Origin of the sequence: Rhodococcus sp. IEGM 1381 (genome assembly GCF_030056795.1) — a bacterium.
Lineage (GTDB): Bacteria > Actinomycetota > Actinomycetes > Mycobacteriales > Mycobacteriaceae > Rhodococcoides.
This window is the reverse complement of record NZ_JASHKQ010000001.1, coordinates 1,874,150-1,898,486: the sequence shown is the minus strand read 5'-3', so window position 1 is coordinate 1,898,486 and position 24,337 is coordinate 1,874,150. Positions and strand designations below refer to the sequence as shown.

The 24,337-nt window shown below is 63.4% G+C and carries 26 protein-coding genes and 1 pseudogene; 18 read left to right on the top strand and 9 right to left on the bottom strand.

Annotated features, from left to right (window positions below; all coding sequences use genetic code 11):
* The 11 genes from QM797_RS08965 to QM797_RS08915 all read left to right on the top strand — a co-directional run bounded on the left by QM797_RS08965 (nucleotide 1) and on the right by QM797_RS08915 (nucleotide 8,930).
* Entirely contained in the window at nucleotides 1-1,317 is a 1,317-nt protein-coding gene (locus tag QM797_RS08965; protein WP_283274982.1) for an NAD(P)/FAD-dependent oxidoreductase, read from the top strand.
* Nucleotides 1,318-1,365: 48 nt separating this feature from the next.
* Nucleotides 1,366-1,539 (top strand): hypothetical protein, encoded by a 174-nt coding sequence (locus tag QM797_RS08960; protein WP_283274980.1) that lies wholly within the window; start codon nucleotides 1,366-1,368, stop codon nucleotides 1,537-1,539.
* 273 nt (nucleotides 1,540-1,812) lie between these two features.
* Nucleotides 1,813-2,838 (top strand): peptidase M16 family protein, encoded by a 1,026-nt coding sequence (locus QM797_RS08955; protein ID WP_283274979.1) that lies wholly within the window; start codon nucleotides 1,813-1,815, stop codon nucleotides 2,836-2,838.
* Nucleotides 2,839-3,214: 376 nt separating this feature from the next.
* Nucleotides 3,215-3,901, top strand: coding sequence for an insulinase family protein (locus tag QM797_RS08950; RefSeq protein WP_283274978.1), 687 nt, complete (start codon nucleotides 3,215-3,217; stop codon nucleotides 3,899-3,901).
* Nucleotides 3,898-4,827: an LLM class flavin-dependent oxidoreductase gene (locus tag QM797_RS08945; RefSeq protein ID WP_283274977.1), complete on the top strand. Its 930-nt coding sequence runs from the start codon at nucleotides 3,898-3,900 to the stop codon at nucleotides 4,825-4,827. The genes QM797_RS08950 and QM797_RS08945 overlap by 4 nt, the downstream gene beginning before the upstream one ends.
* Nucleotides 4,820-5,647, top strand: a complete 828-nt coding sequence (locus QM797_RS08940; protein WP_283274976.1) for a hypothetical protein — start codon at nucleotides 4,820-4,822, stop codon at nucleotides 5,645-5,647. Before QM797_RS08945 ends, QM797_RS08940 begins: the two co-directional genes overlap by 8 nt.
* A complete protein-coding gene (locus QM797_RS08935) occupies nucleotides 5,644-6,213 on the top strand; it encodes a flavoprotein (protein WP_283274975.1) in 570 nt (189 codons plus the stop codon). Before QM797_RS08940 ends, QM797_RS08935 begins: the two co-directional genes overlap by 4 nt.
* An 89-nt stretch (nucleotides 6,214-6,302) precedes the next feature.
* Complete coding sequence (locus tag QM797_RS08930) at nucleotides 6,303-6,467, top strand: hypothetical protein (protein ID WP_283274974.1); 165 nt, start codon at nucleotides 6,303-6,305, stop codon at nucleotides 6,465-6,467.
* A 110-nt stretch (nucleotides 6,468-6,577) separates the two neighbouring features.
* A complete protein-coding gene (locus tag QM797_RS08925; RefSeq protein ID WP_283274973.1) occupies nucleotides 6,578-6,742 on the top strand; it encodes a hypothetical protein in 165 nt (54 codons plus the stop codon).
* 7 nt (nucleotides 6,743-6,749) lie between these two features.
* Nucleotides 6,750-7,964, top strand: a complete 1,215-nt coding sequence (locus QM797_RS08920; RefSeq protein WP_283274972.1) for a cation:proton antiporter — start codon at nucleotides 6,750-6,752, stop codon at nucleotides 7,962-7,964.
* Nucleotides 7,965-8,027: 63 nt separating this feature from the next.
* Nucleotides 8,028-8,930, top strand: a complete 903-nt coding sequence (locus QM797_RS08915; protein WP_283274971.1) for a DMT family transporter — start codon at nucleotides 8,028-8,030, stop codon at nucleotides 8,928-8,930.
* A 4-nt stretch (nucleotides 8,931-8,934) separates the two neighbouring features.
* Here the strand turns inward: QM797_RS08915 and QM797_RS08910 are convergent, their stop codons facing one another.
* Nucleotides 8,935-10,263 (bottom strand): cryptochrome/photolyase family protein, encoded by a 1,329-nt coding sequence (locus tag QM797_RS08910; protein ID WP_283274970.1) that lies wholly within the window; start codon nucleotides 10,261-10,263, stop codon nucleotides 8,935-8,937.
* A 141-nt stretch (nucleotides 10,264-10,404) separates the two neighbouring features.
* On the opposite strand from QM797_RS08910, the gene QM797_RS08905 reads away from it, so the two are divergent.
* The 4 genes and pseudogenes from QM797_RS08905 (at nucleotide 10,405) to QM797_RS08890 (ending at nucleotide 13,768) form a co-directional block, all read left to right on the top strand.
* The gene (locus tag QM797_RS08905) at nucleotides 10,405-10,611 is read left to right on the top strand and encodes a hypothetical protein (protein ID WP_283274969.1); all 207 of its coding nucleotides are present in this window, start codon (nucleotides 10,405-10,407) and stop codon (nucleotides 10,609-10,611) included.
* A gap of 10 nt (nucleotides 10,612-10,621) precedes the next feature.
* Complete coding sequence (locus tag QM797_RS08900; RefSeq protein WP_283274968.1) at nucleotides 10,622-11,350, top strand: response regulator transcription factor; 729 nt, start codon at nucleotides 10,622-10,624, stop codon at nucleotides 11,348-11,350.
* On the top strand, nucleotides 11,347-12,666 hold the full coding sequence (locus tag QM797_RS08895) for a sensor histidine kinase (protein ID WP_283274967.1): 1,320 nt from the start codon (nucleotides 11,347-11,349) through the stop codon (nucleotides 12,664-12,666). Before QM797_RS08900 ends, QM797_RS08895 begins: the two co-directional genes overlap by 4 nt.
* Before the next feature lie 62 nt (nucleotides 12,667-12,728).
* Nucleotides 12,729-13,768: pseudogene (locus QM797_RS08890) on the top strand (isopenicillin N synthase family dioxygenase).
* Here the strand turns inward: QM797_RS08890 and QM797_RS08885 are convergent.
* Entirely contained in the window at nucleotides 13,743-14,102 is a 360-nt protein-coding gene (locus QM797_RS08885) for an FKBP-type peptidyl-prolyl cis-trans isomerase (RefSeq protein ID WP_283274966.1), read from the bottom strand. The pseudogene QM797_RS08890 and the gene QM797_RS08885 overlap by 26 nt on opposite strands.
* 85 nt (nucleotides 14,103-14,187) lie before the next feature.
* Complete coding sequence (locus QM797_RS08880) at nucleotides 14,188-14,862, bottom strand: DUF2848 domain-containing protein (protein ID WP_283274965.1); 675 nt, start codon at nucleotides 14,860-14,862, stop codon at nucleotides 14,188-14,190.
* A gap of 130 nt (nucleotides 14,863-14,992) precedes the next feature.
* Here QM797_RS08880 and QM797_RS08875 point away from each other — a divergent pair, with 130 nt between their 5' ends.
* Nucleotides 14,993-16,342 carry an MFS transporter gene (locus tag QM797_RS08875; protein ID WP_283274964.1) on the top strand — a complete coding sequence of 450 codons (1,350 nt, stop codon included), beginning with the start codon at nucleotides 14,993-14,995 and terminating at the stop codon, nucleotides 16,340-16,342.
* Here QM797_RS08875 and QM797_RS08870 read toward each other — a convergent pair.
* Nucleotides 16,314-16,955: a GntR family transcriptional regulator gene (locus tag QM797_RS08870; protein WP_269605279.1), complete on the bottom strand. Its 642-nt coding sequence runs from the start codon at nucleotides 16,953-16,955 to the stop codon at nucleotides 16,314-16,316. The genes QM797_RS08875 and QM797_RS08870 overlap by 29 nt on opposite strands.
* Nucleotides 16,956-17,013: 58 nt before the next feature.
* On the opposite strand from QM797_RS08870, the gene QM797_RS08865 reads away from it, so the two are divergent.
* On the top strand, nucleotides 17,014-17,802 hold the full coding sequence (locus QM797_RS08865) for a carbon-nitrogen hydrolase family protein (RefSeq protein WP_283275331.1): 789 nt from the start codon (nucleotides 17,014-17,016) through the stop codon (nucleotides 17,800-17,802).
* Between the two features lie 129 nt (nucleotides 17,803-17,931).
* Here the strand turns inward: QM797_RS08865 and QM797_RS08860 are convergent, their stop codons facing one another.
* From QM797_RS08860 to pdxH, 5 genes are all read right to left on the bottom strand, one after another.
* A complete protein-coding gene (locus tag QM797_RS08860; protein ID WP_283274961.1) occupies nucleotides 17,932-19,230 on the bottom strand; it encodes a citrate synthase in 1,299 nt (432 codons plus the stop codon).
* A 70-nt stretch (nucleotides 19,231-19,300) separates the two neighbouring features.
* On the bottom strand, nucleotides 19,301-20,239 hold the full coding sequence (locus QM797_RS08855) for a carbohydrate kinase family protein (protein ID WP_283274959.1): 939 nt from the start codon (nucleotides 20,237-20,239) through the stop codon (nucleotides 19,301-19,303).
* Nucleotides 20,236-21,165: an aldose 1-epimerase family protein gene (locus QM797_RS08850; protein ID WP_283274958.1), complete on the bottom strand. Its 930-nt coding sequence runs from the start codon at nucleotides 21,163-21,165 to the stop codon at nucleotides 20,236-20,238. Before QM797_RS08850 ends, QM797_RS08855 begins: the two co-directional genes overlap by 4 nt.
* Nucleotides 21,149-22,432, bottom strand: a complete 1,284-nt coding sequence (locus QM797_RS08845; protein ID WP_283275330.1) for an MFS transporter — start codon at nucleotides 22,430-22,432, stop codon at nucleotides 21,149-21,151. The genes QM797_RS08850 and QM797_RS08845 overlap by 17 nt, the downstream gene beginning before the upstream one ends.
* A 5-nt stretch (nucleotides 22,433-22,437) precedes the next feature.
* Complete coding sequence (gene pdxH / locus QM797_RS08840; RefSeq protein ID WP_502942281.1) at nucleotides 22,438-23,112, bottom strand: pyridoxamine 5'-phosphate oxidase; 675 nt, start codon at nucleotides 23,110-23,112, stop codon at nucleotides 22,438-22,440.
* Between the two features lie 78 nt (nucleotides 23,113-23,190).
* Between pdxH and QM797_RS08835 the strand changes: the two genes are divergently transcribed.
* Nucleotides 23,191-24,309, top strand: coding sequence for a citrate synthase 2 (locus tag QM797_RS08835; protein ID WP_283274957.1), 1,119 nt, complete (start codon nucleotides 23,191-23,193; stop codon nucleotides 24,307-24,309).
* The last annotated feature ends 28 nt before the right edge of the window (nucleotides 24,310-24,337 follow it).

Here is a 24,337-nt window from a genome sequence, read left to right as displayed (position 1 = left end):
ATGTCGGTCGAATCATTCGACGTGGTCGTCGTCGGAGGTGGTCCAGCCGGTTCCATAGCGGCTACCTCTCTCGCCGATCGCGGTCGATCCGTACTGGTTCTCGAATCGGAAAGCTTCCCGCGCTACCACATCGGCGAATCATTCGTTACCGGGTTCGTTCCAATACTCGAAGAAGTAGGCATCACCCAAGCCGATATGGACGCCCGATTTCAGAAGAAACTTGGGATATCCCTGATCTGGGGGCATGATCCCGGCCCGTGGCGAACGCCGTTCGGATTGGCAAGCCGCTACACCCACTCGTGGCACGTCGATCGCGCGCAGTTCGATCTCCTGCTGTTGGACAACGCGCGCAATCATGGTGCTGTGGTTCGGGAGCAAGCGAAGGTGACGTCCGTGTCGGAAACCGACGGAGTCGTGACGGGGCTGAGATATCGCGCCGACGATGCCGAACACATCGTCTCTGCCTCGGTCGTATTGGATTGCAGCGGGCAGGCAAGGGTAGTGACCCGCGGGCGGGCCGAGGTCGAGTTTCACGAAGATCTCCGCAACGTGGCGATATGGGGGTACGGCGACTTCACGCCGTACTCGGATGAGTCGGAAAACGACATTCTGATCGAGTCCATGAACGACGGCGGGTGGCTGTGGACCATACCGCTGGCAAAGAACAGGGCAAGCGTGGGACACGTTTTGCCCGCATCCCAATTACGCCGATCGATGAGTGACGGCACACGCACCGTTGCGGATGTGTTTCACGATGCCATCGAGCGCTCGACGGTCACCAAACACGCCGTCCCGCCTCGTGCAGGATTCGACGATGCCCAATTACGCACGGCCCGCGACTGGTCGCACACATCGGATCGGTTTCACGGCCCCGGTTGGATGGCGGCCGGCGACGCGGCCGCTTTCGTCGACCCTCTCTTCTCCTCCGGAGTCTTTCTTGCCGGATCGGCCGGGTGGCTCGCCGCGAAAAGTATCGACGCAGCTCTGATGCCGGGTAACACCGCGGCCGCTCCTTTCGAGGCGTACGAACGGATCTATCGCCAATTGGTCGACGACATACTCGGCTACGTTCGATACTTCTACGATCCCCACCGGAAGCGCGAAGATTACATGCAGCGCGCACAAGCTCAGGGCGAATACTTGACCCGTACAAGTGAAATCGGATTCATTACATTGATCGCGGGAGTGAACCGGTTACCGGACATTCTCGACTTCGAGCCGATGGGAATGGAGAAAATTTCGGAAACCATGGCCAAAGCGCAGCGATCGATTATCGAATCCGATGCAGCCGTTGCGAAAAAGCTGCACGCAAGTTAGCATAAGTAAGTAATTCGTTTCGGAGATACTTCACACGAGGAGAAAACAATGTCCAACGTTCTTTTCGATTCCATCGACACGTACACCGCCCCAGCCGACATGGTGGCGTCCGCCGCCTCGGCGGCACCCGCTTCGATCGAGTCGTCTGCTGCAGTAACTATTTCGATCATCTCGGTCACGAGCGGCGTCGATACCGCACTCACCTTCAAGTACAACTGCTGAGTCAGTTTTCGCCTGCCGTGCACTCTCGACGTTACCGGAGTGCACGGCTACGGAAATTTCCGACAGCGCCGCCGAAAGGTTCGGATAATCACGATGCACACTCGGACACTCGTGCGGACACTCGACAATGGAATTACAGTCATCGCGGGCGAAATACGAAGTTCCACAGTGGCCGCGGTTTCGACTTCTTTTGCTCATGGGTTCGACCAAGACTCTGGTAATCCCGGTTTGTCACATTTGTTCGAGCATCTTGCCGTACGGGGGATTTCGAGGTTGGCCGACGATCCTCTGGTCAATGGACGCACTTTTCGGGACTCGATGACCATCGCGCAGATCGTGCCTGCTTCGCGCATCGGCAACGCACTGTCCACTCTGCAAACGATCGGCGTGCACGGCATTATCGACGAAGACGACGTGCGGGCCGAGACAGCGGCAGTGACCAACGAGCTGAACGTCATGGAGTCGACGCCCTACGGCGGATTTCCCTGGCGGATTCTGCCTGCCGCCCTGCACCCGGCTACCGCACACGGCAGTGACGGGTACGGCCGACCCGACAACCTCCCCACGCCAGGTGACACCGTGGATGCGTTCGTTACCGCGTGGCGGCCCGACCGGCTGGTGGTCTCTGTACTGTGCAGCCCCGAAAGAGTCGGCTGCGTGCTGGAACAAGCATCTCACATTCTCGAAGGAGTTCCCGCCGCTCTGGGCGCACCCATTCCACCGGATCCCGACGGTCAGGTCGAGAAGTGCTCACCCTTCGTTCGCGCGGGTCGCCACGCCGCGGTAGCGATCGGAGTGAGGATCGCGTCCATGATCGAAGACCAGAAAGAGTACGCTACCGCCGTTGTCACTGCTCAATGGATTTCGACGTTCGGCAATGTAGCCGCCCGAACCGCCGGACATTCGCTGGTCGCTCTGGATGCCTCGGTCGGGTACTTCGGTACCGCCACGACAGCCGGGCCCGAGACGTTCGTTCTGTGCTTCACCGGCGGGACGCACGCCGAACAGCTGGCAACGACAGCACACCTCGTCTGCGAAGAGTTCGCACACTCGATCGACGCGGAGAGTGCGGCACGAAGCGCGGTTGCGTCGGCCGTGCAGATCGGAACAGCCCTCGACGACAACGAGTTCTACGCAAGCGCGCTCGCACGGTGTCAGCAGTTATTCGGAGACCACACCGCTCTCGACCGGCTCAGGATCGCAGTTCGATCCGTGACGTCATCAGACGTCGAAGCGTTCGTCCACACGCTACTCACACGGCACAACAACTGGGTCGGTATCGATGCGCACGGATACTGATTTCCTCGGCGCGCCTGCAGTGTCCATCGAAACTGACTCCAGCCAGGCTCTTCTCAGCCCGTTCGCATCGGAGATATGTTTTGGAACCGTCTCGCTCCCGGTTCCACGATGGGTCGCGGCAACGGTTTCGATCGATACCACGACCTTCGTCGGCAATCATCACGCCGGCACACTCGCTTACAACGACGACCGTACCGCTTTGTGCGCAGAGTTCACTGCCACTCCCGAGGCAGGCGAATCGGCCTTGCGTAATTGCCTGACGAATCTGCGTTCTGCCGTCGCGCGGTTTGCCACGAGACCACCTGTCACAGAACAACTCCCGCCAATACACTCCACTCTTGCCGTTGGCTCGGCCGAAGCCAGTCTGTATCGGGAATTGAGGCCGACCAGTACCACGACAACGGTACGACGGGATCTCGTTCCCCTGGTATGCCTGGGTGGCGCATTCGACACCGACCGAATGATCGACGTGATCACCGAATCGACCGCCACAATCACCGTGACCGATATCGTGGGTGGATCCGTCTTCGCGCACGTCGGAGACTCCTGCGAACCGTGGGTGCACGTCGAGAACGGCGCAAACGCGGTCGTAACCATGGCTGTTGCCACCGACTTCATCGGTAGCGATTTCCCTGAGACACAGTTGGTGTCGGCTCTTCTCGGATCTACGCGTAACTCCCTGTTGATCGGCAAGCTGCGCGAGCAGACAGGAATAGCCTACGAGGTGTGGTCCGGGGTCGAGTCTCGGGCAGGTAGGCACGTTGTCCTCGCCCACGCACGCGTTGCACACAGCAAGGTCCGAGACTGTGTCGACAACATGACAGCGGTGTGTACCGACCTCGAGGGAGGGGTGCCTCGTCCAACTCTGACAGCCGCGGCCGCAACCGTTTCGACGCGCCACAACTATGCAGCATCGTCCGGACGGGGCCTGCTGTCGATGGCGTCGTCCTATTACGCGGCAGGGGTTCCGCTCCGCAGGTTGGCCGATATCGACCAGCACCTTCACCGACTACTGGAGTCCTCGTGGACTCCAGCGTTGCGTACGATACGGAGGTCCCGGTGAAATTGTCGTTGATCGTAGGACGGGCGCCCGACGCACCAGCCGACCTACTCCCCTTCGCAGAGTTGGCGAGTGGTTTCGAGACCACCCTGTGGACCGGGCAGGCCAATCTCGGATCAGCAGCGTCGATGTTCGCCTATGCTGCCGGTGCCGGTCGATCGTCGGCGGTCGGATTTTCCGTCGCGCTGATGGGAATGCGGCCGGCGTCCACTGCTGCACTCGAGGTGACTGCGCATGCTCAGATGTCGCGACAGCCGGTAGCTTTCGGCGTCGGACCGGGTTCGATCGAGTATCAGGAAAGCTGGCTCGGGCACCGTATACGGAAGCCGATTCAGGCCACGCGCCTGTATGTCGAGGAGTTCCGCGCGCATACGGACCGCTTGCGAATGCAGATCGAGAGCAGGGGAACCCACCTCCCAGGCATCGAAATCGGAGTCGGGGTGCTCCGGCCGGCAATGGCCGAAATGGTAGGCGAAACAGCCGATTTCGCAGTGACGTGGTTGTGCCCGCCGAAGTACTTACATGATGTCGTCGTTCCGGCAATGAAGCGTGGCGCTGAACGACTGGGTCGGCCGACGCCACGGCTGGTCGCGGTCAACCCGCTGTATGAATCGGGACACGGGATTCCCGCAAACGTTCTGGTCGAGTCGCCGCATCTCGGTATGCCGCATTACCTCGACATGCTGCGTAGAGCCGGTCTGGACGTGGGTGACGACAGACGGCGAAACGCCGAGGTGTTGGCGGCATCGACGGCCGTGCTCGATGCGGAAAGCGCTCGACTGTCCTCACTGTTGAAAGCCTATCGATCGGCAGGAGTCGACGAGTTGGTTCTCAACACCAGCGGCATGCAGGCTTATTTCGGCACTGCGGCGGCGTGCGGTGCAGTGCGGGCAGTCCTGGAACAACACCAGGAGGACTTCGATGAGTGAGACGACATACGGATCGAGTTTCGTCACCACGTCCGTCACAACTCACGACACCGGCGGATGGCAGTGGTCGAAGATTCGCGGTCCCGCATCCAGCGACCCGTGGCACCCCGGTCGAGTTCCGAACCACGCAGCCGGCGCGGCCCGGTTCATCGGTCCCAACAGTGCAACAAGCGACGCGGCCACCTGGGTGTCATCCGGGTACGACAGTGTGGCGGCGGTCGTTCTGGACGATGCCGGCATGATCGCCGAATACGTGCCTGCAATCGTGTCGGCTGTTCGATCGGTTCGCCTCGTCGCGCAATTGCACGGTGCGGGCGCCGAGAATTCTCCGGCACCGATCGCGGCGACGGTCAACTGGTTGGCCTCAGCGGGACATGGTTCGGCGGACCTGCAGTCCAGATTGAGCGACTTGCAATGGTCCACGGCGCGGGGGGCGGTGAACGCCATCACACGATGTGCCGGACCAGTGGCCTGTCACGGCCTGTTCGGCCTTGGCAACATGGTCGCCGTCGGCACCGGCATCGAAGTGCTGAGCGGACCCTGGCGATCGAGCGCATCAGCGGAATACGATGTCGGCTGCCTCCTCGGAGAACTTCGCGAGTTGCACGCTCGAAGCATAGTTCTGGGCGAGAATGGCCAGGCAATCCGAGAGGCGCATAACGAAATCCGCGCCGCCGCCACCGAAATTGGATACGACGCCGAGGCCATCGACTCAGCAGAAATATTCCGACTGATCTCGCACTACCGCGAATTCGCCTCGAGCATGGGCGATCCGACTGCCATGGAATCCATGGCCGACGTCATCGCGAGCACAGTGTGAACAGCGACGGCACCGGACGGTCACGACTTCTCTACGTGGTCACCGGTGGTTTTCAAGCTGCTCTCGCCCTGGACCGAGTGGCGGCGGCCCAACACGGTGGACGCTTCGAGGTCCAAGTAATACTGACCAAATCTGCCCAACGGTTCCTCACCCGAGTCGCACTCGGCGCACTCGCGCAACGCGCACCGCTGATCGACGCTTTCGATGAATACGATCACGCGTTACACGTCGAGCTCGCGGACTGGGCCGATGGCGTGATCGTTCATCCCGCGACTATGGACTTCGTTGCCCGACTTGCCCACGGGTTCGGAAACTCCCCGGCGATGCTGGCAGTCCAATGCACGCGAGCCCCGGTGGTGGTCTGCCCGTCACTGCCACCGGGCGGTGCCCTCAACGAGGGCTATCGCGACAACGTACGACGACTGTCGCTGCGCGACAACGTCTCTGTGGTGGCACCGGTCTCCGGAATCAGCGCGAGCTCCGGAAGCGAAGGTATCGGCGTATGCGTTCCGTTCGAACAGGCATTGTCCGCCTTGGCCGACCTGAAATCGGACATGCTCGAATAATATTCTCAAATCTATTGCCTCACAACATATTTGAGCGTAAGTTCGGAAAAGTCCGATACAATCCTCACACGCAGAAGAAAGGCATCGACATGAAGAACGACCTGTTCGGCGATCTCACCCGCTTCACTTCCTCGGACGAACTGACAGCTTCGTCGCTCTCCGAGGCACCCGCCAGCAGCGACCCGATCAGCACTATCGGTCTCAGCATCGCCGGTTTCACGGCCGGGGCGACGACGGTCAAAATCGTCTGCTGATCCGCTGCGGTACTGCACAGTTCGGTCATCGATCAACAAGTCCGAACTGTGTAGTACCGCTTTTGCTTCAGACTCGAGGGTCGTCCTGCATGTGAATCGAAGGAGTCGCAATGACGTTCGAACGAATAATGTCAGGTGCCACACTGGTGTGCATCGCCCTGGGCCTTGTGCTCGTGTTCGGCCTCGGCGAGGTGGCCGGCTGGGGCCTGATAGCCGTCGGCCTCGGTGTCGGTGTAGTGACGCTGTCCGCGCGACGCCACACCGGCAACCACTGACGGTACGATGGTCGCCGCTGCCGTCCTGATATCGGCGGTGGTGGGGAGTGCCCTCCTGGGCCGTCTGGCGTCGATGTTCAAGCAACCCATTGTTCTCGGTTCGATGGTGTGGGGGATACTGTCTGCCACGGCTTTTCACGGCTTGGCCCCCTCTGCATCGGCTGTACTCGCCGACTCACACTCACTGCCCAGCGAAGTGGGGAACCTCGGGCTGATTCTGGTTGTCGCCGCCGTGGCGCACAGCGTCAGGGCACTACGCCTTCAGAGCGACGGGCCGACCGGCTGGGTGCGGCATTCCGCGGCCATTGTCGTGGCCGTCGCCGGTCCAGGCATACTGGCAGCGACCGTAATCTTCGGCCTCGGGACGCCGCAACTTCTCATACCCACAACCCTGCCGAGCTCGCTTTTTCTCGTCCTTGCGGTCTCGGTAACCGCCGTCCCGGTCCTGGCGTCCATTGTCCGAGAGGCCGGCATCTCCGACCACGTTGCCGTTCGCCGTTGTATGACCGTTTCGATTCTCACCGATGGTGTCGCCTGGCTCGGACTCACAGCCTTGCTGTTGGCGACAGTGTCGGCCACATCGTGGGACGGTGGGGATGCGATTCATGCAGCAATTCTTGCGTTGGCCGGAGCCGCCGGCTCCCTCGTCGCCGGTTCGACCGTAAGTGTCCGAGTAGCAACCGCGGCCATCATCGTTTCTGCCGTCAGCCTTGGGTACGCAGCAGATATCGTGGGTGCGCATCCGTCCATCGGTGCGGCGATCGCAGGGATCTCCATGCGGCCGAGCAGCGCGGTCGCAGCCGCATTCGTCAAGCTCGAGCCTTGGCTGCACAGGTTGCTGCTACCGATCTTCATTGTGGTGGCATCAGCTCACGCTCCGCTACAACTTCTTGGGCAAGCCGGAGTGTCTGCCGCCACCACTGTGTCGTGGCTGTTGGGGCTGTGTTTGTTCGTCAAATTTGTACCAGGAATTGCCTCTGGCATCGGGTTCGGAATGAGAACCATGGATTGTTTCATCTACTCGTCGTTACTGAACTGCCGTGGAGTGACCGAATTGGTCATCGCGTCGATAGGACTTCGATCGGGTTTACTCACACCCGTCGGATTTGCCTGCCTCGCGATAGTTGCGCTCATCAGCACTGTATTCACTGGACCTGTCGCCGCGCTGGCGCGCCTGTCACGCAAGACCTGCGTCGATTCACCGCAGCCGCTTCGGCGGTAATACGAGCAACCATGGCCGAAACCCGCGCGCCAGAGGGACGTCCCGCGCGATAGCGTCGTGGGCATGACAGATCTCGACACCCGACCTGCCGTCGACTGGCTCGCCCTCGGTGCAGTCACCGTCACGGTGGTCTCGTGGGCCTCGGCCTTCGTTGCGATTCGCGGCGTCGGCGAGTCGTTCGGTGCCGGCCCGCTGGCGTTGGGCCGGCTGCTCATCGGATCCTTCGCACTCGGCGCGATAGTTCTCGTCAGAAGACAGTGGGTCAAGCCGAATCGGACGCAGTGGCTGCAGATCATCAGCATCGGCGTCTTCTGGTTCGGCATCTACAACGTCTCCCTCAATGCCGCCGAACAGCGCGTCGACGCCGGCACGACGTCGATGATCATTCAGATCGGACCCATTCTGGTCGCCCTGTTCGCGGGTCTGCTTCTGGGCGAGGGCTTTCCGAAGTGGTTGGTGATCGGTGCAGGCATCGCGTTCGCCGGGGCAGTCATGGTGGGTGTCGTCACCGCCGTCACCACCACCTCGACCACCAAGACGGACGCCGACTTCCTCGGCATCGCACTGTGCCTGGTCTCCGCGGTGACCTACGCCATCGGAGTGCTCAGCCAGAAGCCGGTGCTTCGGACGATCCCGGGACTTCAGGTCACGTGGATGGCGTGCACCATCGGCGCGGTGTGCACGCTGCCCTTCGCGCCTGCTCTGCTCGACGACCTGTCGACCGCCTCGTCCGGAGCCACCGGCGGACTAATCTACCTGGGCCTGGTGCCGACCGCACTCGCGTTCAGCACCTGGGCATACGCGTTGACGCGAATGAACGCAGGCAAGCTCGGCATCACCACGTACGCCGTGCCGCCGATCACCATCACTCTGGCCTGGTTGTTGCTCGGGGAGATACCGCACATTCTCGCAGTGGTCGGCGGTGTCATCTGCCTCGTCGGAGTCGGCTTGTCCCGCAAGCGTTGACGCGTCACAAGGCCTTGAACCGTGCGATCGCCACTTCCCGCTCGTGCTTGTGGTCGACGATCGGCTCCGGATAATCCTTGGGTCGACCGAACTTCAACGTGTGCACTGCTTTTCCTTCTTCACCGCGCAGCTCCGGCACCCAGCGTCGTACATAGTCGCCGGTGGGGTCGAACTTCTCGCCCTGGGTGATGGGGTTGAACACACGGAAGTACGGCGAGGCGTCGGTACCGGTTCCCGCGGTCCATTGCCAACCGTGCTGGTTGCTGGCCAGATCGCCGTCGACGAGATGCTGCATGAAGTAGCGCGCTCCCCGCCACCACGGCAGGTGCAGATCCTTGACGAGGAACGACGCGACGATCATGCGGACCCGGTTGTGCATCCATTTCTCCGAGTTCAACTGCCGCATACCGGCATCGACGATCGGGAAGCCCGTCTCACCCTTGCACCACGCCTCGAACAACTCGTCGGCGTGCTTGCCGGAGTCCAGTTCGATCGCGTCGAACTTCTTGACGTAGTTTTCCCGGGCACTGTCGGGACGCTGAAAGAGTATGTCGCCGTAAAAGTCTCGCCAGCAGATCTGCCGACGGTACGACGCGGACCCCTCGCTGCGAAGCTTGCCGAGGTCGGCCAACATCGTCCGCGGGTGAATGGTTCCGTACTTCAGATGCACCGACATCCGGCTCGTAGAATCAAGGTCGGGACGGTTGCGCTCATCGTCGTACGCGGATACCTCGTCGAGGAATTCCTTCCACTGCTTCGACGCGGCCGCCTCGCCGGCTGCAAAGTCGGACGCCTCGCTCTCTGTGGGAATCTTTGCGCGCCGAACACCTTTCACTCCGTCCGGGTCGATCCACTCCACGGTCTTCGCGGACGTGTCCGCCGGTCCGCGCCAGCCGTGTTCCAACCATTGGCGCGAGTACGGCGTGAATACCTTGTACGGCTCCCCGTCGTTCTTGAGGATCCGTCCGGGGGCGACCGTATACGGAGACCCGGTCTCGACCAAGTTCACCTTTTCGCCGACACGCTTGTCTCGCTCGCGCCCGTACGGGCCGTAGTCGGCACTGATATGGACGTCTTCGGCGTCGATCGCCTTCGCCACCTTCGGGACCACCGTCTCGGGGTCGCCGTGCACCACCATCAACCTGCCGTCGAGCTGCTCGTTCAGTGCCTCGAGAGATCTAAAGAGGAAGTCCTTGCGCGGACCACCGGAGGGCTTCAGCAAGCGGTCGTCGAGCACGAACAGTCCGAGTACCGGATCTCCCGACTCGGCGGCGGCGGTGAGTGTGGGCAGATCCCCCAGACGGAGGTCACGGCGAAACCATACGAGCGACATGCACCCAGTCTTACCCACCGTCGCGGCCGGCAACCCACACCATCGCCCCGCGCAATTCTCAGAGAACCGCCAACGACGACTCACCAAGGCCGCAACATGGGCCTCTACCTTGGGAAACACAGAAGAGAAAAGGAGAACACCATGTCGAACACCCGCCCCTTCCCCGGCGCTCTTTCCCTGGTGAACAGCACCTGCACCTTCGAGAAGTACTACGAACAGCTCTACGCCAAGGCTCCGGCACTCGCATGGTCACTCGATGCCGACACCGGCCGCCGCAGTGCGCTCGAGGAGTTCTTCGCCAAGACGCCCGAGGAACGCCGAACCACCGTCGACAGTTGGGTTGCCTAGCATTGGACCGGTGACCGAATCGTCGAGTACCCCCGCCACCGTCCTCGTCGTCGATGACGATGCCGACGTGTTGTCGTCGTTGCAACGCGGACTGCGCCTGTCCGGGTTCACCGTCATCACCGCATCCGACGGCGCGGAGGCGCTCGGCGTGGTGTCCAGGACCTCGCCCGACGCGATCGTGCTCGACATCAATATGCCGGTGCTCGACGGGGCCAGCGTGGTGACCGCGTTGCGTGCGATGGGTAACGACATCCCGATCTGCGTGCTCAGTGCCCGAAGCTCGGTGGACGATCGCATCGCCGGGCTCGAATCCGGTGCCGACGACTACCTCACCAAGCCGTTCGTGCTGGCCGAACTCGTTGCGAGGATCCGCGCAATGCTGCGGCGGCGCAGCACCAATCCAGTTGTACCGGTAGCAGATTCAGGTGTACCGAACTCGGCGGTGGCCATCGGTAGCCTCGTGGTCGACATCCCCGGTTATCGCGTGCATCGCTGCGGAGTCGACATCGACCTGACCAAGCGGGAATTCGAGCTGCTGGCAATTCTGGCGCGGAACAAGGGCGTGGTCCTCACGCGTGAGCGATTGCTCGAGTTGGTGTGGGGTTACGACTTCGTCGCCGACACCAACGTCGTCGACGTGTTCGTCGGCTATCTTCGTCGCAAACTCGAATCCGATGGTTCTCCGCGCATCCTGCACACCGTCCGCGGCGTCGGATTCGTCGTCCGAGACGCCGCATGAGCTTCTCGCTGCGTGCCCGCGTCGCTGCCGCCACGGCCCTCGGCGCCACCCTCGTCGTTGCCGCACTCGCGGTGGTCACCTCGGTCGCCATCTCTCGCAACAACGTCAATCAGCTCGACGAACGGTTGACGACAGCGTCACAGGTGCTGGTCCCGAACTCGTCGACGTTGGAGGCCTTCATCGATCAACTCTCCGGCGCATTCGCCGTCACCATTCGCAGCGGTGACATCGTGGTCGCGTCCACACCGACGCGGCTGCCCGCACTGGATACCGGATCGCAGACCGTCGACGTGGACGGCCAACGGTTCCGCGTCTACACGGCAGTATCGACCGTGGTCTCGACCATCTCCATTTCGATCGGAGTGCCGGCCCTCGAGGCACAACAGGTGACCGACGAGCAACAAAAACAGGTGCTGATGCTGGGGCTGGTTGCGATTGCCGTGTCCACGGGCCTGGGCTGGCTGTTCGGCGGGCGAGCCGTCAGACCGCTGGTGACGTTGACCCGGCAGGTCAGCGCGCAGCCACCGACCGCGCCCGAGACCCGCACCGGCGTCACCGAGGCCGACGCACTCGCAGTCGCCATCGGGGGCATGCTGACCAGACTCAACGAGGCACAGGACCGCACCAATGCTGCACTCGACACCGCACGTGACTTCGCGGCCGTCTCCGCACACGAACTGCGCACCCCACTGACGGCGATGCGCACCGACATCGAGGTCTTGCGAACCCTCGACCTCCAGCCCGCGCAGCAACGCGAGATTCTGGGCGACCTCGAGCGAACGCAGGGGCGGGTGGAGACGACGCTGACCGCGCTGGAACGACTCGCGTCGGGCGAACTGTCCAGTGAGGGTGACAGAGTCGAGACCGACATCATCGACATCTGCGACGTCGCGGCCCAGGACGCGCAGAGACTGCACCCCGAACTCGACATACGCGTGGAGTCCGCTCCCGATTCCGAGATCACGATGCGCGCACTACCGACCGGTCTGCGATTGGCCGTCGACAACGTGATCGGCAACGCCGTCCGGCACGGCAACGCCGTCCGGCACGGCAACGCAACCTCGATCGTCATCACTGTTGAACGGATGCACACGATGGTGCGCGTTCTGATCGACGACAACGGATCCGGCGTTCCCGTCGACGAACGCGAATCGGTGTTCGGCCGCTTCGAGCGCGGAACCAGGGCAGCCAAGGGCGGCTCGGGACTCGGCCTGGCGCTGGTTGCGCAGCAGGCCGAATTGCACGGTGGCCGTGTCTACTTCACCGACAGTCCGCTGGGCGGTGCGCGCCTGGTGATGGAGTTGCAGATTCGCTAGATTGCGGCATTCGTTACGCAGGAGAAACCCGCGGGATCGTCCGATGCGAGGAGAATGGACTCGTGCACTCGTCGACGGATTTCATCGTTCCCATCATCGACATCTCGCCGTACGTTCTGGGTGACAGCTCCCCAGGCACCGACGCCACCGCACGCCGAAGCGTGGCATCGGAGGTCGACCATGCATGCAGCACAGTCGGTTTCATGCAGATCGTCGGCCACGGCATCCGGGACGAGGTCGTTGCCGGGCTCGCGTTGGCGATGGATTCGTTCTTCGGACTCGACCCGGCGCAGAAATCGGCCTACATCTGCCCGCCCGAGCTCAACCGCGGCTACACCGCCCCGAAGAGCGAAACGTTGAGCCTGAGTCTCGGACTCGATTCGGCATCGGGCATGAACGACTACTTCGAGGCGTTCAACGTCGGCACCGGTGAGCCGAACACCTGGCCCGAGTCGGCCGAGTTTCGGAGCGCCGTCGAACTGTATTTCGCCGAAGCTGCCCGCGTGGCACGGACGCTGACCGGGGTGTTCGCCGATGCACTCGGGGAATCGCCGAACCTGTTCTCACGCATCACCGATCAGTCACTCGACACACTGCGAATGAACAACTACGCACTCGATCCGGGCACCGACGTCCCGGAGCGCGAACTCACCGGAATGAGCGAGCACACCGACTACGGATTGGTGACGGTGCTCTGGGCCGATCGGGTACCCGGCCTACAGGTCCTCGGTGCCGACCGGCTGTGGCACGACGTGCAGCCTGCCGAGGGCGCGATACTGGTGAATCTGGGTGATCTGACAGCCCGACTGACCAACGATCGCTGGATGTCGACTTGCATCGCGTGCGGCCACCGGTATTGGGCGGAACGATTCAACGTAGGCGTTCTGCCGCCTTCTTCCACGACGGCAACCTCGACGCGGTGATCGCACCGTTGGCGTCGTGCGTCGAGACAGGCGCAGTACCCCGGTACCGACCGGTGACCGTGGCCGAACACATTCGGGCAAAGCTGGCAGGTTCCCGAGGCGGAACGGCGAATGCCTCGGCAACCCGCGAAGCCGAGCGGGTACGACGCGCTGTTACTTCACGTCCAGCAGGTCGATGACGAACACGAGGGTCTTGCCGGAGAGGCGGTGACCTGCGCCGGCGGGGCCGTACGCGAGCTCCGGCGGAATGGTCAGCTGACGACGTCCGCCGACCTTCATTCCGGGAATGCCGTCCTGCCAGCCCTGAATCAGGCCCTGCAGCGGGAACTGAATGGATTCGCCGCGGTTCCAGGACGAATCGAACTCTTCGCCCGAGTCGAACTCGACACCGACGTAGTGCACCTCGACGTTGCCGCCTGCAACTGCCTCTGCGCCGTCACCCTCGACGAGGTCGACCGCCACCAGGTCCAAGGGTGCGGGTCCGGCCTGAAATTCGATCACTGGCTTCGTCACTGAAGTCTCCTGCGGTTGATGCCGGCCCGCCGACGCCGGCTGTGAAGCTCTGGGCATATTCCGCTTCGACTTTACGTCGTGACCGTCAGCCGATCGGAGCTGGCATCAAATTCGTCTTGTATTCGCAGGTCAGAGCATTGCCGGTCGTGGGGTCGGCCATCTCGACCTTCCAGGCGTCGGAGAACTGATTCACCCCGTGGTGCATCGAGATGGTGCCCGAGATCAAAACCGTTCCACGCGAGAACAGTCCACGTTCGGTGAGTACATCGAGCCAGTACTGCGGGGCGAGAAGATCGCCGAGCGTTCCGGTCTGAATGAGTGCTCCGTCGGCCCATGCGGTCAGGGTGATGTCGTCCAATCGAGCGGCCACATCGGTCAAGCGCCACGCGCCGGTACCCAGCACGTCGGGGGCGGCGTTCTTGCTCCATGCGACGCTGTGAACCTCCAGGTCACGGTCGGTGTGATCACACGCAACCGTGAGCAACACGTCGTCGATCGTGTTGCCCAGGACAACCAGGGCCCACTCGGCCTCGCCCGAGGTGCGGCCGTGCTGGACGGCGACGGTATCGGTCTGCTGCGCCAGGTACGGCGAGATGGGGTACAGCGCCGGGGTCACAGTCGGGGCGGGGACTCCCAGCTCGGCCAACTCCGCGATGTGCGACGCCACCTCCTCCTGGTTGCGGCCCGCGTACCCCGCGTTGAGCAGCGTGGTGACCTCGACCGACTCGATCGTGCCGTCGGGCAACGTGAATGTGAGCATTAGTAAGGACCCTCTCCTCGTAAATTTTCTGTTTCCGATACGCCCAAAGCCTTGCGCATACGTCTTGTATACAGCAAGTATGGAGCACGTACAACGGATAGAGTGATCCCAGGCACACGAAGGAGTCGTCATGACCGAACCTGTTTCGGTGGATAGAAAAGGCCTGGCCAAGGCCTTCGCGGCCAGCCTGACCGGAACGGCATTGGAGTGGTACGACTTCGCCGTCTACTCGGCCGCCGCAGCGCTGGTGTTCCCGCTGGTCTTCTTCCCGGACAGCGACCCGCTGACCGGAACACTGTTGGCCTTCTCGACATACGCCGTCGGGTACATCGCCCGTCCGGTCGGTGGTTTCGTCTTCGGCCGCCTCGGCGACGTGATCGGGCGAAAGCAGCTACTCGTGATCACCCTGCTGTTGATCGGCGTCACGACATTCGCCATCGGCTTGATCCCCGGATACGACACCATCGGCATCGCGGCCCCGATCATCCTCGTCACGATGCGGTTCTGCCAGGGCGTTGCCGTCGGCGGCGAGTGGGGCGGTGCCGTTCTGCTCTCCAGCGAATACGGCGATCCCCGCAAGCGCGGCTTCTGGTCCTCCGCCGCGCAGATCGGTCCACCGGCAGGCAACTTGCTCGCCAACGGCGCGCTTGCAATCCTGACGCTGTCGCTGACCGACCAGCAGTTCGAGTCCTGGGGATGGCGGGTGGCATTCCTCTTCTCGGCCGTGCTCGTCGGGTTCGGTTTGTGGATCCGCCTGAAGCTCGAGGACACCCCGGTGTTCAAGGCACTCCAGGAAAGCGGCGATCGCTCCGAAGCGCCGATCAGCGAGGTGTTCAAGACCGAACTGCGACCACTGCTGGCAGGCATCATGTCTCGGGTCGCACCGGACGTCATCTACGCACTGTTCACGGTCTTCTCGATCACGTACGGCACTCAGAAGTTGGGGTTCGAGCGCAGCGAGGTACTCACGGCCATTCTGATCGGATCGGCGTGCCAGCTCGGCCTGATCCCGCTCGCCGGAGCAGTGTCCGACCGGATCAACCGGCGTCTCGTCTACGGCGTCGCAGCCGTGGGCGGTGTTGCCTGGAGCGCGATCTTCTTCCTCGTCATCGGCGGAGGATCTCTACCGCTGCTGATCCTGGGTGTGGTTGTGGGCCTGGCGTTCCACTCGTTCATGTACGGGCCACAGGCCGCGTTCGTCACCGAGCAGTTCAGCGTGCGATTGCGCTCCACCGGTAGCTCGTTGGCTTACACGATCGCCGGGGTGTTCGGTGGTGCGATGGCCCCGCTGATCTTCGTCTACCTGTTGGACAAGACGGACAGTTGGGTGCCGATCGCCGGGTACATAGTGATCGTCGGTGCCGTGACACTCGTCGGCCTCGCACTCGGCCGCAACCCCGACCCCACCGAGGACGAGCACTACGTGCTGCTGAACCAGGAGCACGAAAAGGCTACGCGCGCAGCAGAGTCTGAAGTGTGACCTCGAGGTGAGCGTCGATCTTCTCGTGTACCAGGCCCTCATCGCCCGCACCGAGTGCGTCGATGATGGCCTGGTGCTCGGCGCACACCCGATGCTGCCGGTTGGCAGCGGTGAACAACGCACTCAAGCCCACGCGAAGCTGGCGCGCTCGCAGACCGGCATACGTACGAGAGAGCAGATCGCTTCCCGCCGAATCGATCAGACTCTGATGAAACGTGCCGTCCCAGTCGATGAACTGCTTGGGCGCATCCGCATCGCCCGAGTTCATCAGCAACTCCTGCTGCGTCAGCGCATTCTGCATCGCCGCGATCGGCGCATCACCGGCGCGCAGCGCTCGGGTGGCCGCGTGCCGCTCGAGGACGCCGCGCAGATCCATCAGTTCGGCGATCTGCCGTCCGGACATCGCCGGCACGTGCGCGCCGCGCTTGGGCACCATCTCGACCAGACCCTCGGACTGCAACATCAGCAGCGCTTCTCGAACCGGCGTGCGCGATACGCCGATGCGCGTGGCGAGCTCCTGCTCGTTGAGAAAAGTGCCGGTGGCGGCCGGTGACGACAGCACCTGATCGCGCACGAACAGATACGCCTTCTCCCTCCCCGACAGCGGCTGCATACGATATGTATACCTGTCTTCCTCCGACGAAACCAGGAGTCACACCGTGAGCTCGTCCATTCGCATCAGCCTCGCCCAGATCACCAGCGGCGAACACCCCTCCGAGAATCTCGAACTCATCGACACGCACGCCCGTGCAGCCGCACATGCCGGATCGGACGTCGTCGTGTTTCCGGAGGCGACGATGCGCTGCTTCGGCGGACCCATCCGAAAGTTCGCACAGCCGCTCGACGGCGAATGGGCCAACGCGGTGCGCTCCATCGCGTCGGACGCCGGCATCACCGTCGTCGCGGGGATGTTCACTCCCGCCGCGAATGACCGAGTGACCAACACACTGCTCGTCACCGGCCCCGGCACCGATGCGAGCTACGACAAGATTCACCTGTTCGATGCATTCGGATTCGCCGAATCCGACACCGTCGCACCGGGTTCGGACCCCTTGGTGGTGGACATCGCCGGAATTCGGGTGGGCTTCGCGACCTGCTACGACATTCGATTCCCGGCGCTGTTCCAGAAACTCGGCGACCTCGGCGCGGAACTCGTTGTGGTTCCGGCATCGTGGGGATCGGGTGACGGCAAAGTGGATCAGTGGACGCTGCTCGCCCGCGCACGCGCGTTGGATTCGACGACGTTCATCGCAGCCTGCGACCAGGCCGAACCCGCTGCCGCCGAGGGAAATGCACCATTGGGCGTGGGACACAGCATCGTCTGCTCCCCCACCGGCGAAATTCTCGGTCAGCTGGACGCGACGCCCGGCATGCTGACCATCGACATCGATACCGCACTGGTCGACGCCGTGCGGAAGACGCTGCCGGTCCTGAAGAACCGCAAGCACTTCGACGCCTGACGGTGCCGCGAACTCGAAGTTGTGGACGGAATTCGGCCGAATCGCGTCCATAACTTCGAGTTCGGCACGGGGATACAACAATGCCGCCGGCTCCCGAGGGGAGCCGGCGGCGTTGTTGTGCAGTACTGGCTAGCGGGAGCTGACGTCCTGGTAGTCACGCTCGGTGTAACCGGTGTAGATCTGGCGCGGACGGCCGATCTTGCCGGTCGTGTCCTCGTTCTGCTCGCGCCAGTGCGCGATCCAGCCCGGGAGACGACCCATCGCGAACAACACCGTGAACATGCGCGGCGGGAAGCCCATCGCGCGGTAGATCAGGCCGGTGTAGAAGTCCACGTTGGGGTACAGCTTGCGCTCGACGAAGTAGTCGTCGGTGAGTGCCGTTTCCTCGAGCTTGAGGGCGATGTCGAGCAACTCGTCGCCGTTGCCCAGCTTGCCGAGGATCGTGTGCGCAGTTTCCTTGACCAGCGTCGCGCGCGGATCGAAGTTCTTGTACACACGGTGTCCGAAGCCCATGAGCTTGACGCCGTCTTCCTTGTTCTTCACTCGACGCAAGAAGTCCGTGGCGTCGCCGCCCTCGGCCTTGATCTTGTCGAGCATCTCGAGCACGGCCTGGTTGGCTCCGCCGTGCAGCGGGCCCCACAGCGCGTTGATGCCGCCGGAGATCGAGGTGAACAGGTTGGCCTGCGAGGATCCGACGAGGCGCACCGTCGAGGTGGAGCAGTTCTGCTCGTGGTCGGCATGCAGGATGAGCAGCATGTCGAGTGCCTTGACGATCTCGGGATCGACCTCGTACGGCTCGGCCGGGAAGCCGAACGTCAGGCGCAGGAAGTTCTCGACCAGGCTCTTCGAGTTGTCCGGGTACAGGAACGGCTGACCGACGGACTTCTTGTAGGCGTACGCCGCGATGGTCGGCAACTTGGCCAGCAAGCGGATGGTCGAGAGTTCGACCTGCTCCGGATCGTTGGGGTCCAGCGAATCCTGGTAGTACGCCGACAGCGCGTTGACGGCGCTCGACAACACCGGCATCGGGTGCGCGTTACGCGGGAATCCGTCGAAGAATCGCTTGAGATCCTCGTGCAGCAGGGTGTGCCGCTGGATCTTGTCGGTGAACTTCTCGAGCTGGTCCTCCGACGGCAGCTCCCCGTAGATCAGCAGGTAGCTGACCTCGATGAACGAAGACTTGCCCGCGAGCTGTTCGATCGGGTAACCGCGGTAGCGCAGGATGCCTGCGTCACCGTCGATGTAGGTGATGGCCGACTTGGTCGATGCGGTGTTGACGAATCCGCCGTCCAACGTCGTGTAACCAGTGGTAGCCAGCAACTTTCCCAGTTCGATGCCGTTGTTGCCTTCGGAGGCCTCGGCAATCGACATGGAATATTCGCCACCGGGATAGGTGAGGGTGGCTTTGGCATCATTCTCAGCGGGCACGAATGGTCCCTCTCGAACTCGTGTAACGGACACGTACTTAAAACGGACAGATCTAACGTCGATAGTGAAACTAGTCTCTCGACGCCTCGGACGCCCAGGGAGGGTCGGCACCGGGTCGTGAAACCGTGATTGCCGCTGCCTTCGCGGCGAACTCGAGCGCTTGCTGCCAATCTTGCTTGCTCATCTCCTGCACCGCGTTCGATGTGATAATGCTCTCCTTCTGCAAAAAGCTCAGCAGAGCGCCGTGGACGGTGTCACCAGCGCCGATCGTGTCGACCACGTCGACAGCCACACCCGGCACCGAGATCTCGTCGGTTGCAGTGAAGACGGAGATGCCGTCGCCGCCGCGGGTCATGACCACTGCGGTCACCCCTGCCGCGAGCCAGTCGTCGACGGTGGTGCCCTGGGTTCCGAGCCCCAACCAGAACGAGTCGTCCTCGGACACCTTGAGAATGTCGATGCTGGGCAGCCACGAGCGAAAGCGGTCGCGAAACCCGTCGGCGGTGATGTCGCCGCTGGTGCTGTCGATGGCGGCGGGGCGAATGTTGGGGTCGAGCATCGTGAGCTTGCCCGCTGCTCGCGCCCGGTGCAGCAGGCCCGCGTACATCGACGCGCCGGGCTCGTAGAGCAGAGAGAGCGTGCCGAACGAGAGCACGCTGATCTCTTCGGGCAGGTCGCCGGGATCGGCCACCAGCCGATCGGCGGTGCCGTCGGCATAGAACGAGTACTCGGCACTGCCGTCCTCGGCGAGCGTGGTCATCGCCAGTGTGGTCGGCTCGTCGCCGCGCTGCACCCACGAGATGTCGACGCCTGCGTCGCGCAGACTCGCCAGGATCTGCTCACCGAAGGGGTCGCGGGATATCCGTGAGAGATACGCGACGGGCGAACCCAATCGACCGATCGCGACGGCGACGTTGAACGGTCCGCCGCCGAGTTTGGGTGCGAGCAGCGGCCCCTCGTGCACCGGGACCAAGTCGACCAATGCTTCACCGCACACCAGAATCGTCACTTCTCGTACCTCATTCCCCAGGTGCCCGACCAGGTTTGCCCCGGCTCGAGCACGATCAGATCGATCTCGGAGTTCAACGCATCGGGTGGACACGTCATCGGCTCGATCGCCAACGCACGCCCCCGATCGGGATACGCCTGATCATTGGCCGGATCGGCGGTGAACACCTGAACCCAACCGAAACTGCTATCGGTCCACAACACGGTCGCGGTGCCGTCAGGGCCACGCAGAACATGGTTCGCACGGCCGTCGCCGTCGGGCAGCGACGCACTGAACGGGGTGTCCAGCTGCACGCCCTGCAGCGCGCGCGGCTCACGGAAGTCGTACTCGCTATCGGCCGTCGGAACCGAATTCCCCACGGGCAGATTGCGCACCGGATCGAGCGGCAGCCGAGTCCCGGCCGAGAGTTCGAGCGTGCACTCGTCGAGCGGCACATCCCCCACTCGGACGTACGTGTGGAAACCCATCCCGTACGGCGCGGCCGAATCACCGGTGTTCTTCGCAGACGCGGTCACGGTGAGACCGTCCGCCGACAGCTCGTGCACCACCGTCACAGTCAAGGAGAACGGCCATCCCTGATGCGTCCCCACGTCCACGCTCTGCTCGACGCGAGAGTCGGTGTGCTGGACCAGCGTCCACGCCACGCGTCGGACGAATCCGTGGCTGGCGTTGTTGCGCGAGGGCTCGGAGATCTCCAACCGATGTTCGACGCCTTCGAAGGCGAACGTCCCGTCGGCCGTCCGGTTGGGCCACGGGGCCAACACCAGCCCCGCCGACAGCGGCGGCTTCGAACCCGCCGCCCACGTCTCGGTGAGCGCGGCACCGTCGTACTCGAGAACCCGCAGGCCCGCTCCGACGGCAGCGATGTCTGCCCGATACTTGCCGCTCGTCAACGAGTAGGTCTGTGCGTCAGCCATGACCGCCATTGTTCACCACCACACCCACTCGATAGCGAATGAATGCCGGAAGAGCCAGCGCTGCGATCGAGACACCGATGACGACCAGCACGCCGCCGCCGGCCGCGGCGGCTGCTGTCCCCACCGACGCGGCTGCGGCACCGTGCAGCACGTCACCGATGCGAGGCCCTCCCGCGACGACGACGATGAAGACACCTTGCAGTCGGCCGCGCATCTCGTCGGTCGCGACCGTCTGCAGCATCGTGCTGCGGAACGCCGCCGAGATCATGTCGGCCCCGCCGCCGAGGGCCAGGAACGCCAGCGCGAACCACAGGGCAACGGCGGTCGCACCGTCAGTGGCTGCGCCGACGGCGACGCCGAACCCGATCATCGCCACGCCCCACACGACGATGCAGATCAGCACCGCCAGGCCCTGCCTGCGCACTCGCGGCAGCCAGCCGGAGAACACACCGCCGAGCACCGCGCCCGCGGACATCGCCGCGAACAACATGCCCAGTACCGGCCCGCCCGACGCTGGATCGCCGAAACTCTCGTGCGCGATCTGCGGGAACAGTGCGCGGGGCATACCGAACACCATGGCGATGATGTCGACGACGAACGATGCCAGCAGCACCTTCTGGGTGGCGAGATACGCGAAACCGTCGAACACCGAACGCAATCCGGCTCGCTGACCCGACTTCGCCGGCGGAATTCCCGGCAGCCGGATGACGGCCCACAGGGTTGCGAACAACGCGATGGTGTCGATCAGGTAGAGAGTCTCGAGTCCGATGTAGTAGATCAGGATGCCTGCACTGAGCGGGCCGGCGATCGCACCGAAGCTGAACACCGTCATGTTCAGAGAGTTCGCAGCCGGTAGCTGTTCGGCAGGCAGAATCCTGGGCAGAATCGCGCTGCGGGTCGGCTGATTCACGGCGAAGAACGCCTGTTGAACTGCCAAGAGCACCAGGATGATCCACACGTTGTTCAGACCGAGGAACGCCTGCAGCCAGAACAGCGCGGATGTTCCGATCAGACCGCAGGTGGTGATCATCAGCAGGGTGCGGCGGTCCATCACATCGGCCAGCGCGCCGCCCCACAGGCCGAACACGATGAGCGGCACGAGGGCGAACACACCCGTCAGGCCCACATAGGCGGAGCTCAGCGTGATCTGAAATACCTGTTGCGGCACAGCAACAATGGAGAGCTGAGCACCGATGACGGTGACGATGTTGGCCAGCCACAGCCGACGGTAGGCCGGAGTCTTCAGCGGTGTCGTATCGGCAAGAATGCCGCGCAACCCGCTCACGGCTGCAGACGCTCGATCACACCACTTGCCACCGTCAGGCGAATCCTGTTGTGCATACGGCTGGTTCGGCCCTGCCAGAATTCGACCGTCTCGGGCTCGACGCGAAAGCCGCCCCAATTCGGGGGCACCGGAACATCGGTACCGTCGAACGTTGCGGTGACCTCGGCCAGCTTGGCGGCCAGGTCTTCCCGCGAGCCGACGGGTCGTGATTGCTCGGACGCCCACGCCCCCAGCTGGGAGCCGCGGGGCCTGGTGCGCCAATAGGTTTCGGTGGTCTCGGCGTCGACCCTGACCACCGAGCCGCGCACGGTGAGCTGCCGGGCGCTCGCGATCCATGGGAAGGTCACCGACGCGTAGGGAGTCACGGCGAGCGCACGGGCCTTGTCCGAGTCGTAATTGGTGTAGAAGACCACGCCGTCGGGATCGAGACCCTTGCACAGCACGGTGCGAGTAGCGGGTCTGCCTGCCTCGTCGACGGTCCCCAACACGATGGCATTGGGCTCGGGTAGATCTGCCGCTACCGCGTCGGCCAACCACTGCTGCGCCAGTGGGAACCACCCGCCGACCAGAGCGTCGACATCGAGGTCTTCGGGCTCGCCGTAGTCGACTCGCATGTGCGCCAGGCGCTGTTCATCTGCAGACACGAACCCAGACGCTACTCCCGCGTACATGCTCGCTATGGTTCTGGCACAGTACGCCCGGATGCGGCGCAGAGCCGGGCGTAAACGCGACGAGGGAGTCCACAGGCCATGGCTGTTCAACACGTTCCCGAGGATTTCGTCTCCGGTCTCGAAGGTGTCGTCGCCTTCACCTCCGATATCGCCGAACCCGACAAGGACGGCGGCGCACTGCGCTACCGCGGTGTCGACATCGAAGAACTCGTCGCGCAGAACGTCACCTTCGGCGATGTCTGGGCCCTTCTCGTCGACGGCGCGTTCGGGCGTGGTCTCCCACCGGCCGAGCCCTTCCCCCTCCCGATTCACACCGGCGACGTTCGCGTCGACGTCCAAGCCGGCCTGGCGATGCTCGCGCCCATCTGGGGCTACCAGCCGCTGCTCGACATCGACGACACCACGGCCCGCGACAACCTCGCCCGCGCGTCGGTGATGGCCTTGTCCTATGTCGCCCAGTCCGCTCGCGGCATCTACCAGCCCGCCGTCCCACAGAGCCGCATCGATCAGGCTGCGACCGTCACCGAACGCTTCATGGTCCGCTGGAAGGGCGAACCCGACCCCGCTCACGTCGCCGCCATCGACGCGTACTGGGTCTCGGCCGCTGAACACGGCATGAACGCCTCGACGTTCACCGCCCGCGTGATCGCCTCCACCGGAGCAGACGTCGCCGCCTGCCTCTCCGGTGCCATCGGCGCGATGTCGGGCCCTCTGCACGGCGGTGCGCCTGCTCGCGTGCTGCCGATGATCGAGGAAGTCGAGAGGACCGGGGACGCTCGCGCCCTGATCACCGGCATCCTGGACCGCAAGGAAAAGCTCATGGGCTTCGGGCATCGCGTCTACCGCGCCGAGGATCCTCGCGCCCGCGTGCTGCGCGCCACTGCTAAGCGGCTGAACGCACCCCGCTACGAGGTTGCCGCCGCGCTCGAACAAGCCGCGCTGACCGAACTGCGTGAGCGCCGCCCCGACCGCGCCATCGAGACCAACGTCGAATTCTGGGCCGCGGTGATCCTCGACTTCGCCGAGGTGCCGGCCCACATGATGCCTGCCATGTTCACCTGCGGTCGTACAGCCGGCTGGTGCGCGCACATCATGGAGCAGAAGCGCCTCGGCAAGCTCGTTCGCCCGGCCGCCCTCTACACCGGCCCCGAACCCCGCACCCCCGAGTCCGTCGACGGCTGGGAGCTGATCCGGTAGTCAGCGGTGTCATGGCACCCGACTAGCC

What these genes read in the sequence shown, in the direction of transcription:
- QM797_RS08965 (WP_283274982.1), top strand. Translation starts at nt 1, where the DNA reads ATGTCGGTCGAATCATTCGACGTGGTCGTCGTCGGAGGTGGTCCAGCC.
- QM797_RS08960 (WP_283274980.1), top strand. Translation starts at nt 1,366, where the DNA reads ATGTCCAACGTTCTTTTCGATTCCATCGACACGTACACCGCCCCAGCC.
- QM797_RS08940 (WP_283274976.1), top strand. Translation starts at nt 4,820, where the DNA reads ATGAGTGAGACGACATACGGATCGAGTTTCGTCACCACGTCCGTCACA.
- QM797_RS08930 (WP_283274974.1), top strand. Translation starts at nt 6,303, where the DNA reads ATGAAGAACGACCTGTTCGGCGATCTCACCCGCTTCACTTCCTCGGAC.
- QM797_RS08925 (WP_283274973.1), top strand. Translation starts at nt 6,578, where the DNA reads ATGACGTTCGAACGAATAATGTCAGGTGCCACACTGGTGTGCATCGCC.
- QM797_RS08920 (WP_283274972.1), top strand. Translation starts at nt 6,750, where the DNA reads ATGGTCGCCGCTGCCGTCCTGATATCGGCGGTGGTGGGGAGTGCCCTC.
- QM797_RS08915 (WP_283274971.1), top strand. Translation starts at nt 8,028, where the DNA reads ATGACAGATCTCGACACCCGACCTGCCGTCGACTGGCTCGCCCTCGGT.
- QM797_RS08910 (WP_283274970.1), bottom strand. Translation starts at nt 10,263, where the DNA reads ATGTCGCTCGTATGGTTTCGCCGTGACCTCCGTCTGGGGGATCTGCCC.
- QM797_RS08905 (WP_283274969.1), top strand. Translation starts at nt 10,405, where the DNA reads ATGTCGAACACCCGCCCCTTCCCCGGCGCTCTTTCCCTGGTGAACAGC.
- QM797_RS08895 (WP_283274967.1), top strand. Translation starts at nt 11,347, where the DNA reads ATGAGCTTCTCGCTGCGTGCCCGCGTCGCTGCCGCCACGGCCCTCGGC.
- QM797_RS08880 (WP_283274965.1), bottom strand. Translation starts at nt 14,862, where the DNA reads ATGCTCACATTCACGTTGCCCGACGGCACGATCGAGTCGGTCGAGGTC.
- QM797_RS08875 (WP_283274964.1), top strand. Translation starts at nt 14,993, where the DNA reads ATGACCGAACCTGTTTCGGTGGATAGAAAAGGCCTGGCCAAGGCCTTC.
- QM797_RS08870 (WP_269605279.1), bottom strand. Translation starts at nt 16,955, where the DNA reads ATGCAGCCGCTGTCGGGGAGGGAGAAGGCGTATCTGTTCGTGCGCGAT.
- QM797_RS08850 (WP_283274958.1), bottom strand. Translation starts at nt 21,165, where the DNA reads ATGGCGGTCATGGCTGACGCACAGACCTACTCGTTGACGAGCGGCAAG.
- pdxH (WP_502942281.1), bottom strand. Translation starts at nt 23,112, where the DNA reads ATGTACGCGGGAGTAGCGTCTGGGTTCGTGTCTGCAGATGAACAGCGC.
- QM797_RS08835 (WP_283274957.1), top strand. Translation starts at nt 23,191, where the DNA reads ATGGCTGTTCAACACGTTCCCGAGGATTTCGTCTCCGGTCTCGAAGGT.